Annotated in this window: 13 protein-coding genes; 10 read left to right on the forward strand and 3 right to left on the reverse strand. The window is 36.5% G+C overall.

The genetic code is table 11. The features are described from left to right. Window positions 1-333: 333 nt before the first annotated feature. The 5 genes from metG (at window position 334) to ACEN33_RS09995 (ending at window position 5,029) form a co-directional block, all read left to right on the forward strand. Window positions 334-2,367, forward strand: coding sequence for a methionine--tRNA ligase (gene metG / locus ACEN33_RS09975; protein ID WP_407094985.1), 2,034 nt, complete (start codon window positions 334-336; stop codon window positions 2,365-2,367). 97 nt (window positions 2,368-2,464) lie between these two features. Then, entirely contained in the window at window positions 2,465-3,259 is a 795-nt protein-coding gene (locus tag ACEN33_RS09980; RefSeq protein ID WP_407094986.1) for a TatD family hydrolase, read from the forward strand. After that, the gene (rnmV, locus tag ACEN33_RS09985) at window positions 3,249-3,836 is read left to right on the forward strand and encodes a ribonuclease M5 (protein WP_407094987.1); all 588 of its coding nucleotides are present in this window, start codon (window positions 3,249-3,251) and stop codon (window positions 3,834-3,836) included. Before ACEN33_RS09980 ends, rnmV begins: the two co-directional genes overlap by 11 nt. Beyond that, complete coding sequence (gene rsmA, locus ACEN33_RS09990; protein ID WP_407090763.1) at window positions 3,823-4,704, forward strand: 16S rRNA (adenine(1518)-N(6)/adenine(1519)-N(6))-dimethyltransferase RsmA; 882 nt, start codon at window positions 3,823-3,825, stop codon at window positions 4,702-4,704. Before rnmV ends, rsmA begins: the two co-directional genes overlap by 14 nt. 91 nt (window positions 4,705-4,795) lie before the next feature. Beyond that, window positions 4,796-5,029, forward strand: a complete 234-nt coding sequence (locus tag ACEN33_RS09995) for a Veg family protein (RefSeq protein WP_407090764.1) — start codon at window positions 4,796-4,798, stop codon at window positions 5,027-5,029. Window positions 5,030-5,169: 140 nt separating this feature from the next. On the opposite strand, the gene ACEN33_RS10000 is transcribed toward ACEN33_RS09995, so the two are convergent. Further along, a complete protein-coding gene (locus ACEN33_RS10000) occupies window positions 5,170-6,126 on the reverse strand; it encodes an L-lactate dehydrogenase (RefSeq protein ID WP_407090765.1) in 957 nt (318 codons plus the stop codon). A gap of 172 nt (window positions 6,127-6,298) precedes the next feature. On the opposite strand from ACEN33_RS10000, the gene pth reads away from it, so the two are divergent. From pth to ACEN33_RS10025, 5 genes are all read left to right on the forward strand, one after another. Beyond that, entirely contained in the window at window positions 6,299-6,862 is a 564-nt protein-coding gene (gene pth, locus ACEN33_RS10005) for an aminoacyl-tRNA hydrolase (RefSeq protein WP_407094989.1), read from the forward strand. A 104-nt stretch (window positions 6,863-6,966) separates the two neighbouring features. Continuing rightward, a complete protein-coding gene (gene mfd, locus ACEN33_RS10010) occupies window positions 6,967-10,503 on the forward strand; it encodes a transcription-repair coupling factor (protein WP_407094991.1) in 3,537 nt (1,178 codons plus the stop codon). A gap of 2 nt (window positions 10,504-10,505) precedes the next feature. Next, window positions 10,506-10,766 carry an RNA-binding S4 domain-containing protein gene (locus tag ACEN33_RS10015; protein ID WP_407090768.1) on the forward strand — a complete coding sequence of 87 codons (261 nt, stop codon included), beginning with the start codon at window positions 10,506-10,508 and terminating at the stop codon, window positions 10,764-10,766. A 94-nt stretch (window positions 10,767-10,860) separates the two neighbouring features. Next, window positions 10,861-11,265, forward strand: a complete 405-nt coding sequence (locus ACEN33_RS10020; protein ID WP_407094191.1) for an FtsB family cell division protein — start codon at window positions 10,861-10,863, stop codon at window positions 11,263-11,265. Between the two features lie 49 nt (window positions 11,266-11,314). Beyond that, window positions 11,315-11,833, forward strand: a complete 519-nt coding sequence (locus tag ACEN33_RS10025) for a S1 domain-containing RNA-binding protein (protein WP_407094190.1) — start codon at window positions 11,315-11,317, stop codon at window positions 11,831-11,833. A gap of 142 nt (window positions 11,834-11,975) precedes the next feature. Here ACEN33_RS10025 and ACEN33_RS10030 read toward each other — a convergent pair whose 3' ends face one another. Then, a complete protein-coding gene (locus tag ACEN33_RS10030) occupies window positions 11,976-13,031 on the reverse strand; it encodes a sensor histidine kinase (RefSeq protein WP_407094189.1) in 1,056 nt (351 codons plus the stop codon). Beyond that, a complete protein-coding gene (locus ACEN33_RS10035) occupies window positions 13,028-13,702 on the reverse strand; it encodes a response regulator transcription factor (protein ID WP_407090772.1) in 675 nt (224 codons plus the stop codon). The genes ACEN33_RS10030 and ACEN33_RS10035 overlap by 4 nt, the downstream gene beginning before the upstream one ends. Window positions 13,703-14,056 lie beyond the last annotated feature (354 nt).

Consider the following 14,056-nt stretch of genomic DNA (forward strand, 5'->3'; position numbering starts at 1 on the left):
CCAAGTGAATTCTCCTTTTAGTAATGTATGGTAACTTTATTATATAGGAATTCACTGGCTTTTGTGTACATACAAAAAAAGGTGTCAGTGAGATTTCTCTCACCAACACCAAAAATTCAAGAACCAATTTTTCTAGGCAAACTCACACCACACCGTGATGCTATATGGCTTAGGCTATAAGAAAGTACGCCACACCGGGATGTCATTTGTCTTAGAATGTGACAGACATTCACTCGCTAATAAAATCCGCTATCAATTTTCAATGTATAAAGCATAACAAGTGTGAGTATGCTATAATGTATTAAAATTATATTATGTAGGAGGCACTCATTCGTGACCGAACAAACAAAACCAACTTTTTATATTACAACGCCAATATATTACCCAAGTGGTAAATTACATATTGGTAATGCCTATTCAACATTAGCCTGCGACGCTATGGCTCGATATAAACGATTAATGGACTATGATGTTTACTTCTTAACAGGAACAGATGAACACGGCCAAAAAATCGAAACTAAAGCAGAAGAATTAGGTATTAAACCGCAAGCCTATGTAGATGGAATGGCAGAATCAATTAAAGAATTATGGAAATCATTAGAGATTACAAATGACGGTTTTATTCGTACAACTGAAGAACGTCATAAGAAAGCGATTCAAACAATCTTTGAACGTTTACTTGAACAAGGAGACATTTATCTAGGTGAATACTCAGGTTGGTACTCAGTGAGTGACGAAGAATACTTTACTGAAAGCCAATTATCAGAAGTTTACCGTGATGAAGACGGGAATGTCATTGGTGGAGTCGCACCATCTGGACACGAAGTAGAATTAGTTAAAGAAGAATCTTATTTTTTTAAACTAAGTAAATATGCTGAACGTTTAGAAGCATATTACGATGCCCATCCTGAATTCTTACAACCAGCATTCCGTAAGACTGAAATGGTTAATAACTTTATTAAACCAGGTTTAGAAGATTTAGCTGTATCAAGAACGTCATTTTCTTGGGGAATCCCAGTAAAATCGGATCCTAAACACGTCGTTTACGTATGGATTGATGCATTATCTAACTATATTACTGCCCTAGGTTACGGAAATGATGACGATAGTCTCTTCAAACATTTCTGGCCGGCAGATGTGCACGTGATTGGTAAAGATATTTCTCGTTTCCACATGATTTATTGGCCAATTTTATTAATGGCATTAGATATTCCTTTACCGAAGCAAATTTTTGCTCACGGTTGGCTATTAATGAAAGACGGAAAAATGTCTAAATCTAAAGGAAATGTTATTTACCCTGATACACTAATTGAACGTTATGGCTTAGATGCTACGCGTTTCTACTTATTAAGAGAAATGACGCAAGGAAATGATACGGTCTTTACACCAGAAGATTTCGTTAACCATATTAACTTTGAATTAGCGAATGATTTAGGAAACTTATTAAATCGTACAATTGCGATGATGAATAAGTATTTTGATGGCCAAATCCCAACTGATTTATCAACCTTTGAAAATACTGAATTCGATGCTTCCATTGAAGTATTTATCGAAAAAGAAATCGCAGATTACCATGCAGCCATGGAACGTTTAGATTTTCACTCGGCTTTAAATAATGTGATGGCAATCGTATCTCGTACGAATAAATATATTGATGAGACAATGCCTTGGACTTTGGCAAAAGTAGAAGAAAGCCGAGCTCAATTAGCATCTGTTATGTATCATTTAGCAGATTCATTACGAATTGTGGCACATTTATTACGCCCAATTATGCCAAATTCGCCTGCGCAAATCTTTGAACAACTCGGTATGCCTTCAGAAATAGACCGTTTGTTGTCAAACCTTGCACTAAAACAAGTGCCTGAGATTACAACAGTGATTAAAAAAGGTGTGCCAATCTTCCCAAGATTAGATACTGAAGAAGAAATTAAGTTAATCCAAGAAGCAATGAGTAGCAAAGGCAACAATGAATCAACTGGTAAAGTTGATGATGAAGACTGGGATCCAGAATCAGTGGAATTAGTCTATGATGAAACTGAATCAGTAGAGTTTACTGACTTCATTAAAACAGAAATGAAAGTGGCTGAAGTGATCGATGTTGCACCAGTAGATGGGTCTAATAAGTTACTTAGATTCCGCTTAGACGCTGGGGATAAAGGACATCGTCAAATTTTATCTGGAATTGCGAAATACTATCCAGATAACGAAGCTTTAATTGGTAAAAAGGTCCTAGTTGTAGCGAACCTGAAACCACGTAAGATGATGGGATATATCAGTCAAGGTATGATTCTTTCATCTGAATCAGATGGCAAATTAACATTACTATTTGCTGATCCAGAATCAGCAAACGGAAGTTTAATCGGATAATTTATATATATAAAACCTTAGTCTCGTTTATTGATTGAGATTAAGGTTTTATTCAGTTATTCTTTATAAGAGACTCTAACAAGGAAGGTAAGATATTTTGAAGTTATTTGATACCCACACGCATTTGAACGCCAATCAATTTGAAGGCATTGAATCAGAAATTATCCAACAAGCTAAAGATAATGATGTAGAATATATGGCGGTTGTTGGCTTTGATGAGAAGACCATTGAGAAGAGTTTATTACTCAGCCAAGAGAATGAACACATTATTAGTGTTATCGGTTGGCATCCAACAGAAGCGTCACGTTACAATCAAATCATCGAAAAGCAACTCGAAGAAAAACTCGCAGCACCAAAAGTTCAAATGTTAGGTGAAATTGGGCTTGATTACTATTGGCCAAATTCTACTAAAGACGATCAACACCGAGTATTTAGACGTTTAATTGCGATGGCAAAGGAACATAATTTACCAATCACTATTCATAATCGAGATGCAACGGATGATGTTTATAAAATTTTAAAAGAAGAAGGTATTCCTAAAACAGGTGGTATCATGCATTCATACGGTGAAAGCAAGGAAGACGTATATAAATTCCTAGATTTAGGAATGCATATTAGCTTTAGTGGTGTACTAACTTTCAAAAAGACAGAAGACGTACGTGAAGCAGCTAAAGTTGTTCCGAATGACCGACTTTTAGTTGAGACAGATGCTCCATACTTAGCTCCAGTACCGAAACGAGGTAAACGCAACGAACCTGCCTATGTTCGCTATGTGGCAGAAGTTCTCGCGCAAGTGAAAGACATGCCACTAGATGAAATTGCGACCTTAACAACGAATAATGCCTTTGAATTGTTTAATTGGTATCCAGAAACGAAGCGAAATGAAAAATAATAAACAAGCCAATACGCCGCAAGAAGTCATTATTGTTGAAGGGCGAGATGATACGAAGAGATTAATCGAAGCATTCGGTAAAACTGTTCAGACAATTGAAACGAATGGCTCAGCCATTAATCAAGCAACACTCGAAGAAATTAGAGCAGCCCATGAAAAGTTAGGGGCTATTGTCTTTACGGATCCTGACTTTCAAGGAGAGCGTATCCGACGAATTATAGAACAAGCGATCCCTAGCGTTAAACACGCGTATATTAAGCCAGAAGAGGCGAATGCAGGAAAGCGAGGAAAGAGTTTAGGTGTTGAACATGCGACCAGAGAAAGCATTATAAAAGCACTTGAAGCTGTTATGACACCGAATACTGTCGAACCGGTATTTATTCACAAAACTGAATTAATGCGACTCAAACTCATTGGTCACCCCGAAGCAAAAGTCCGACGAGAATATATATCAAACCATTACCGTCTTGGACACATTAATGGTAAACAATTACAGAAAAAGCTAGCAAAGTATCAGATTACTTTAGAAGAATTAACAAATCAATTGAAAGCAGGTGAACAAAATGGAAACATCTAAACGATTAATTGCCACACCCACAAGAACTGCCGAAATCATGAATCAATACGATATAAAGATGAAGAAGAGTTTAGGACAAAACTTCTTAGTTGAGCCATCTATCTTAGACAAAATGATTCAAACATCTGATATTACCAAAAATACAACGGTCATCGAGATTGGTCCAGGAATTGGGGCACTAACTGAATTCTTAGCCCTATCTGCCAAAGAGGTCATTGCCTTTGAAATTGATCCCCGTTTTGTAAAAATATTAAGTAACACACTATCTGAATATGAGAATGTAAAAGTTGTACATGAGGATATCTTAAAAGTGAATTTTAATGATCTAGAATTCGATTATTTAAAAGATGCAGAAGATTTAATCGTTGTTGCTAATTTACCTTATTACATCACAACGCCGATTATTATGCACTTATTGGACACAGATTTGCCTTTCAACCGTTTAGCAATGATGATGCAAAAAGAAGTGGCAGAACGAATGACTGCGGAAGTAGGAACGAAAGCTTACAATTCATTGACGATTGCCATCCAGAATAAAATGGAAGCTACTATTTCCTTTATTGTCCCAAAAAGTGTCTTCATTCCAAAACCTAATGTTGATTCAGCCGTTTTAATGTTGAGACGCCGCGAGAAAGCATTAGTTGAAGTAGAGAATCCAAGAGAGTTTGAGAAGTTCATTCAAATGGCTTTTACACAACGGCGTAAAACAATTTGGAATAATGTCAGAAATTATTATCAAAATGGAGAAGCGGACCAAACTAAATTAGCCGCAGGCTTTGAACAAGCTGAAATCGATCCCAAGCGTCGTGCCGAAACACTAACAGTATATGAATTCGAAGAATTATTTAATAAATTAAGTGAAATTTAATTAAAAATTCGCTTGTCACTATTCAAGAGTTGTGGTATCATTGACTTTTTTAATCACAACGTGCTATAATGTGACGGTGAGGTGATTGGGAATGCCAAATGAATTATCAGAGATAAAGACTTATTTGGAAGATCGTGTTGGTGAAGAGATTAGTGTGACTGTTCAATTGGGACGTAAAAAGAAAAAAGAACGTAAAGGTGTCCTAAAAGAAACATATCGTTCAGTCTTCATTGTAGATTTGAATCAAGACGAAAATGATTTTGATCGCATAAGTTACAGCTACCGTGATATATTAACGAATACAATTGAATTAGAATTCAAGTAGCCTTATATATACTGATAAATACCTTAGCTATTCGCACTCAGAACGAATAGTAAGGTATTTTTTAGTTATATGAGCAAATAAATAGCCAGACCGTTGAAGTAGTTTTATCTTCTTGGGTCTGGTTTTTATTTTGTGAATTTTTATTCTTCTAAGTTAGCAAAACTTTCATTAATGATATCACGTAAAGTATTTGCAGAATGGTTCATACGATCTTGTTCTAATTCATTTAAAGGAATTTCAACAGTAGAGATAATACCTTTTCGACCTATCACCGCAGGCACTCCGATATAAACGTCCTCTTGACCATATTCACCATCTAAATATGCAGAAACAGGGTAGATAGAATGTGTATTATCTAGGATAGCACGACAGATGGCAGTTAAGGAAGCAGCAATTCCATAATATGTTGCTCCTTTGCGTTTTATGATTTCATAAGCAGCATCACGAACTTTAAAGAATACATTGGCTAAAGCTTCCTCATCTGTTCCAGGATGACCTTTAATCCATTCGTAAATTTGTAAGCCACCAATATTAGCATGAGACCAAACAGGAAATTCCGTATCACCATGTTCACCAAGAATATATCCATGAACATTACGAGCATCAACATCCACTAATGAAGCAATTTCTTGACGGAAACGAGCGGTATCTAAAGACGTTCCTGAACCTATGACACGCTCTTTAGGGAAGCCACTGAATTTCCATGTTGCATAAGTCAGAATATCTACGGGGTTTGTCGCTACTAGAAAGATACCATCGAAACCAGATGCAACAACTTCTCCAACGATAGATTTAAAGATTTTTAAGTTCTTATTAACTAAGTCTAAACGAGTTTCACCCGGTTTTTGGGCAGCTCCCGCAGTGATGACAACAATATCAGCATCGTGACAATCAGAATATTGGGCTGAATAGATTGTTTTAGTTGAATGGTAAGCTAAGGCACTCGATAAGTCCATCGCATCTCCAACAGTTCTATCTGTATCGATATCAATAATACCTAATTCTCGTCCAACACCTTGAAGAGTTAATGAGAATGCAAAACTTGAACCGACCGCGCCGTCGCCTATTAAAATAATATTATCTAATGTTTCTGTCATAATAAAAATCCCCTTTCATTATGTGTTCAGTATATCACAATTAAAACCTATGACTCAATACTAATTATAGTTTAAACGTTTCCAAATTGAAAATAATTCAAACTCAGGATTTATAAGTAGGTTTGTGATATACTACCGAAGAGATTTTATTAAGAAATGATAGGTGATAAAAGTGAAGTTAATATTAGGTTTAGGCAATCCTGGTAGCAAATATAACGGCAGCCGTCACAATATTGGCTTTGATGCTATTGATGAAATTTTAACACGTCATCAATTAGAAATGACCGAACAAAAATTCAGATCAGACTATACAATTTGGCATCGAAATGGAGAAAGAGTTCTGCTAATGAAACCTTTCACATACATGAATCTTTCTGGAGAAGCTTTACTGCCAACAATGAGCTATTATGGTATTGATATAGATGATATTTTAGTTATTCATGATGATTTAGACTTGGATCCTGGACGCGTTCGTTTCCGTAAAAAAGGCAGTTCAGGTGGCCAAAATGGGGTCAAAAGTATTATCGACATGTTAGGTACGAATGAATTTAAGCGTGCCAAGATTGGTATCGGTCGTCCTCAAGGTGGTTGGAAAGTCGTTGACCATGTATTGGCGCGATTTACAGCCGAAGATCGGATTTTAGTTGATGATGCAGTTGACCAAACTGTGGATGCCATTGAAGCTTGGCTTGATGGCAAGGATTTCCAACACGTTATGAGTGAATATAATAAGTAAGATATGGTAGAATAAGATTACTATAGATATGGATTAAAGGGGGTCAGTTACTGAGCCCCTAAATCCGTATTTATTCTTTTAATAGAAAGGAGCAGATATAAAGAATGACAACAATGTATACACAACCCTTTAGTCCAATGATTAATCAAATCAACAATTCAAAAGATTCGGATGCCAAACTCCTTACTGGCCTGGACGATAGTGCGCGTTCTATATTTATTGCTCAACAATATTTGAATCAACCACAACAATATTTAGTCATTGAACCGAGACACAAACAACAAAATGAATTATTTGAAGATTTAGTAAGTTTATTGCCGGATGTTCCGGTATTGTTATTCCCTAATGAAGAGTCATTAGCCGTGATGTATTCAATTTCATCGATGGACAATACTGCTGATCGTGTTAAAGCATTAAACGCATTAGCTAGCGGAAAGCCATGCATTATCGTTGCATCTTCAGGTGCTCTACGCATGAGGCTCACACCAGTTGAACGTTGGAAAGATGCTTTAATTACAATGGGAATTGGGATGGATATTGAAAGAGAGGACTTAGAAAAGTTATTCAATCAATATGGTTATCGCCGTGAAGGGATGGTTCAATCACCTGGTGAATATAGTATTCGCGGGAGTATCGTTGACTTCTATCCCTTAAACGCAGATCACCCAGTTCGATTAGACTTCTTTGATACGGAATTAGATTCTATCCGACTATTCAATGCAGAAACGCAAGAATCGATGGAGAATATTGAACAGACTGAATTTTACCCCGCCAAAGATGTCATCTTTACACCCCGTGATCAAAGAGGCATCTTAGACAAATTAAAGAAACATTTGGATAAACATCTGAAAAAAATTGAAGATGAAGAATTAAAATTGCAATTAAAATCCGTTCAAAAGGAACAGTTTACTTTATTAGAACAAGGAGAGCCTTTAAAATATGCTAATGCCTACTTAGGTTTCTGGGATAAAGAAGGCACGTCACTCATTGATTACTTGCAAAATGATGCACGGCTCATCGTTATGGAGATGGGGCGAATTCAACAAAATGAATTTCAAGCCATTGAACAAGACCAATTTTGGATTGAGCAAGAAATCAGTAAAGGACAGCTTTTACCAGGTGTTTCAATTCAATTGGAAGCCTATGAAGAAATTCGCCAATCAAGAAGTAAAGTAGCTGTCCAATATTTTTCATTGATGCAAGGTGGCTTAGCGAATATTCGTTTCTCAGATGTCTATGCCTTTCAATATCGAAGTATGAACCAGTTCTTCCATCAAATGCCACTAATTAAAGCAGAGATGGAACAATGGTTGAAGCAAGAGAAATTAGTCCAAGTGACCGTATCAACAAATAAAGATGCTGTTAAAGCATTGAATTTATTTGAAGAATATAATATTCACCCAACAGTTATCCAAGAGGGAGACGAACCTCAAACAGGGGCCATCAATATCGTTACGACGTCATTAGCCAAAGGGTTTGAATTACCAAACGAAAACTGGGTTGTAGTCACTGAACTTGAATTATTCAATCAATTAAGACGTAAGAAAGCAACATCACAGGGCTTATCAAACTCAGAGCGAATTAAGAGTTATAACGAATTAGACGTTGGTGATTACGTTGTCCACTTAAGTCACGGAATTGGGCGTTATGTCGGTATAGAAACGATGGAAATAAGTGGCGTTCATAAAGATCTAGTTGCGATTGAATATGAAGATAATGCTCGGGTCTTACTCCCAGTTGAAAATATTAATCAACTACAAAAATACGTCGCTTCAGAGTCGAAACAACCGAGATTAAACAAACTAGGCGGAAGTGAATGGAAGAAAACAGTTAGAAAAGTTCAAGCGAAAGTTGAAGACATCGCTGATGAATTGATTACCTTATATGCAGAACGCGAAAAACGAAAAGGTTATCCATTTACTCCAGATACACCTGAGCAAAAAGAATTTGAAAATGCCTTTCCGTATGTCGAAACAGCTGACCAATTAAGAAGTACGAAAGAAATTAAAAAGGATATGGAAAAAGATAAACCAATGGACCGTTTACTTGTAGGAGACGTTGGTTATGGGAAGACTGAGGTAGCGATTCGAGCGATTTTTAAAGCCGTTATGGATGGTAAACAAGTAGCCTTTTTAGTGCCGACAACGATACTTGCCCAGCAACATTTTAACTCGATTCAAGAACGCTTTAGTGATTGGCCCTTTGAGATAGGTATGTTAAGCCGATTTGTCTCACGCGCAGAACAAACTAAGAATATTAAAAAAATCAAATCGGGCGAGTTATCTATTATTGTTGGGACGCATCGATTGCTTTCAAAAGATATAGAATTTAATGACTTAGGCTTATTAATTGTCGATGAAGAACAACGTTTTGGAGTGAAGCATAAAGAGAGACTAAAACAATTGAAAGCCGATGTAGATGTACTAACATTAACTGCTACACCAATTCCAAGAACTTTACATATGTCTATGATTGGTGTGCGCGACTTATCACTGATTGAAACTCCGCCCCAAAACCGATTTCCTGTACAAACTTATGTAATGGAATTGAATGCAGGTGTTGTAAAAACAGGGATTGAACGTGAGTTAGCTCGTGGTGGGCAAGTCTTTTACTTGCATAACCGTGTCGCAACTATTCATCAAAAGGCTGAAGAAATTTCGAATCTCGTACCAGATGCGAGAGTGGCTGTCGCTCATGGGCAATTATCAGAAGTAGAATTAGAACGTGTCTTAGTCGACTTTATTGGTGGAGAATATGATGTCCTAGTAACAACAACCATCATAGAAACAGGGGTAGATATACCGAACGCAAACACCCTATTTGTTGAAAATGCGGACCATATGGGCTTATCAACTCTATATCAACTTAGAGGGCGTGTAGGCCGTACGCACCGCTTAGCCTATGCATATTTAATGTATGAGCCATTTAAGCAACTCAATGAGATTAGTGAGAAGCGTTTAAATGCTATTCGTGAATTTACTGAATTAGGATCCGGCTTTAAGATTGCTATGCGAGATTTGTCTATTCGTGGAGCAGGTGACTTACTTGGTAAGCAACAATCCGGCTTCATCGATTCAGTTGGATACGATCTTTATACGCAAATGCTTAAAGAAGCGGTGGATTCTCGACAAGGTCATGGTGCGAAAACCTTTGGTGAAACGAATTCATTCGAATGGCAAGTCAATATTGATGCCTATATTCCGGGCGAGTATATTGATGACGATATCCAAAAAATCGGTGTCTACAAATCTATTCAAAACATCAGTTCTGAAGAAGACTATCGTAGTTTGCAAGATGAGTTGATTGACCGATTTGGTGAATTCCCAGATGAAGTATCTGACTTGTTAGATATCGCTTTAATTAAACACTACAGTATTGAAGCAGGGATTGTATCATTTACACGTAAGCGTCAAGAAGTCATTGCCACGTTTAATGAAGAAGCCACGAAGCATCTTCAAGGAGCGAACATATTCCAAGCTTTACAAAATGTCCAGCTGCAAGCTAAAGTACAAATCAATAAAAATAAATTAGAAGTCAGCTTAAATGTATATAATAAAGATAATGATCAGTGGCTATCTGCGTTGATTAATTTCACAAAAGATACGGCTGATGTCTTAAATCAAGTAACACAGGAGGTGTAAAGATGCGTCTAGACAAATTTTTGAAAGTCTCTCGTTTAATTAAACGTCGAACTGTTGCTAAAGAAGTAGCAGACCAAGGACGGATTACAATTAATGGTAACATTGCTAAATCAAGTTCAGCAGTTGCAGTCGGAGATGAGTTAACGATTCGTTTCGGGAATCGACTCATGACCGTTGAAGTTAATGAATTGCAAGAATCAACTAAAAAAGAAGATGCTCAAAATATGTACAAAATCATTTCGGAAGAACGGTTAGAGCAGTAAAATTTAATCGAATCAGTTCACCAAATTTTATCAATTAGATTGGATATTTGAGAGAAATACTGTTATACTCGGATATGAATAAGGGGTGAAACGCGTGCAACAATCGAAAACAAATAATCATAGAAAAAATGAGAAAATTGTGTATCTTCCGAATCAACGGGGACAACATCGGAATGGTTCTGCTGACCCCGCTGAAGTAAACAATAAACCTAAAAAAACGTTTAAAGTGCAAACGTTAGGTGTTCTAGCAATAGGTATTATCGGAGTAACACTAGCCGCTGTCCCTCTCGTGCAAGCATATCTGGAATCAGATGCGTTAACACAAGAGTTAGCTACTGCAAAAGAACTGGAAAAGGAAGCAATGCAAGAGAACATTCAGGCACAAGAAGAGTATAAACATATGCAAGATCCTGAATACCTCGCAGATGTTGCAAGACGTGACTATTATTATAGTAAACCAGGTGAAATTATTTTTGATTTAGAAGATAATCAAGAATAATCCCTTACTCATTACAATAGATAGAAAATCAAGGAGGAAATTGTAATTAATGTCAGTTGAAGTAGGTCAAAAAGTTTCAGGTAAAGTCACAGGTATAACAAATTTTGGTGCATTTGTTTCATTACCAGAAAATAAATCAGGACTCGTTCATATTAGTGAAGTTTCAGATGGATTTGTCAAAGATATTAACGATATCTTATCAGTAGGCGATGAAGTCACAGTTAAAGTTCTTAAAATCACCCCAGATGGAAAGATTAACTTGTCAATTCGTAAAGCGAATGAGCAAGCACAACCAGATCAAGCAGCTACAAGACCTGCACCTTCACACGATAAAAAACCGAGTGATCATAAAGGGCAAAGTCACAGTAATAAAGGGAGCTATAGCAAACCAAACCACAGTTCAAATAGCAGACCACAACAAAGTAGAAGCAACAACAGTAACAATAGTGGTGGGAATGACTTCGATTCATTAATGAACCAATTCCTAAAAGATAGTGAAGATAACTTATCATCTTTACGTCGTAATACAGAAGGTAAACGCGGTGGTCGTGGAGGCCGTCGTAACTAATTCACTTTTTAATTTAACAAGAGCGGACACCATTGCAATATGGTGCCCGCTCTTTTACTGTAAACAGATTCATGCGTGATATCCTTAAGAGGAAGAATCAAATGACCTTTCATTTGAAAAGAATAGGATACTCATGAATTACTTATTTAATATGTTCAATTTTCTTATGTGGTAATATAATGATGACTTTCGTTCCGTCACCAAGTTCGCTTTGATATTCGATAGTTCCTTCGTGGATATCAATAATACGTTTAACAATCGCTAAACCAAGCCCATTACCTGAGCTAAAGCGACTACCGTCCACTTGGAAGAAACGCTCAAAAATAATATTTAACTTCTCTGAAGGAATACCAATCCCCGTATCTTCGATAATAATTTCAACCGAATCTTTTGAGTCTTTTAGATGCACGATGATTTGTCCATCCTGCTCACTGTACTTGATTGCATTATCTAATAGATTGATCCAAACTTGATTCAATAAATCTTCATTGGCATAGAGCACGGTTGAATCTAAGTCGATCGTCATCGTCAAGTTTTTCTCCTCCCATTGGTTGTGGAGGCTTAAAATACTTTCACGGATTTGTTCGTCTAAACGATAAGGTTTTCTTTCAATTGAAATAGACTGATTATCAAGTTTTGATAATTTTAATATATTATCTGATAAGCCAGAAAGTTGTTTAGTTGCAACGATGATTCGATGCTGATAAGATTCCCGCTCACTTGCGGACAAATCAGGAGACTGTAAAAGCTGTGCATACCCTTGTATCGAAGATAAAGGGGTTTTGAACTCATGTGAGATTACGGATGTAAAGTCACTTTGTAAACGTTGAATACTACTTAATTCGTTGACCATTAAATTAAAAGAATGATACAATTCCGATACTTCAGCGATCCGTTCGTTTTCATCCAATTGCACTGAAAAGTCACTTTCTATCACTTTGGTCATCGCTTTCTTAAGTTTGATAATTGGATTTAGAATTTGGATCATAACAATTCCAGATATCACTAAACCAATTACACTACTAAAGATGATAGGGATGACCCAAGAAAGTTTAGGAGACCCCTCCAAACTTGGCAATAGGGCAAACTCTTCCAAAACTAAGATTATAATAATTAATACAGCAGCGAAAACAATCGTAAGTATTAAAGTTACAAATGAAAAGTAGATCCATAAGCGTGATTCAAGCCACTTTTTCATTGTGTTACATCTGCCTTATAGCCTAGTCCACGAATGGTCATAATCTTAAAGTCTTCATTATCAGAGAAACGATCACGTAATCGTTTGATATGTACATCAATGGTACGTTCATCTGTTTGAGTATCTAATCCCCAAATTTGATCCATTAATTGTTGACGGGTAAAAATCTTATCCGGATAGGATAACAGTTTTTGCAAGAGTAAAAACTCTTTTTGTGGCAGTGATGAAACATCGTCGCCAGTAGTAACTGAGAAGTTATCTTGGTTCAAAGTTGTGTCTCCAATAATTAAATGGCGACTGTTCGCTATCTTAGAACGGCGAAGTAAAGCTTCAACTCTCAGTACCATTTCTTTAACATCAATAGGTTTAACCATATAATCATCGACGCCGATTCTAAAGCCGAGTTTCTTATCTTCATAATCATCTTTGGCTGAGATAACTAGAATAGGGACTTCGTCTCCGATTTGACGCATGGATTCTGCAAATTCATAGCCATCCATTTCTGGCATCATAATATCAGTTATAATTAAATCAACATATTCTTTATCTAAATAATCTAGAGCAAGGACACCGTTACCAACTGTTTTAACGTCATAATCCGCATGTTCTAAGACAGATTGGAACATATTTGCTAATTCCAAATCATCTTCTATAATTAAAATTTTAGTCATTTGAATTCCTCCTATATATTAGACTTAATCTAGCATGGATGTATTAACTATTTGTGAAGCAATCTGAATAATTGCTAGAGCGTGAGAAAAAAGTTTGATGATTTCAGAAATATTTTCAATCGACGTTGGATGCATTGGATTGTCACGTCTGTGTTTAGGGTGTATAATGAATGGCTTTCCATCCTGCTTGAGATGCACCTAGAAAATCGTTAGTATAACTTATCTCCCCTGAATAATTCATAGTTTTACTAATAGTCTTTCCTAACATTGATTTAATAGTCTTTAAAGTAATCTGCTTCATCACCCATTAGGTGATGAAAAAAGACCCCCTTTCTGATATGGTTAATTCACCAC

Origin of the sequence: Ruoffia sp. FAM 24228 (assembly GCF_045528575.1) — a bacterium.
GTDB lineage: Bacteria > Bacillota > Bacilli > Lactobacillales > Aerococcaceae > Ruoffia > Ruoffia halotolerans.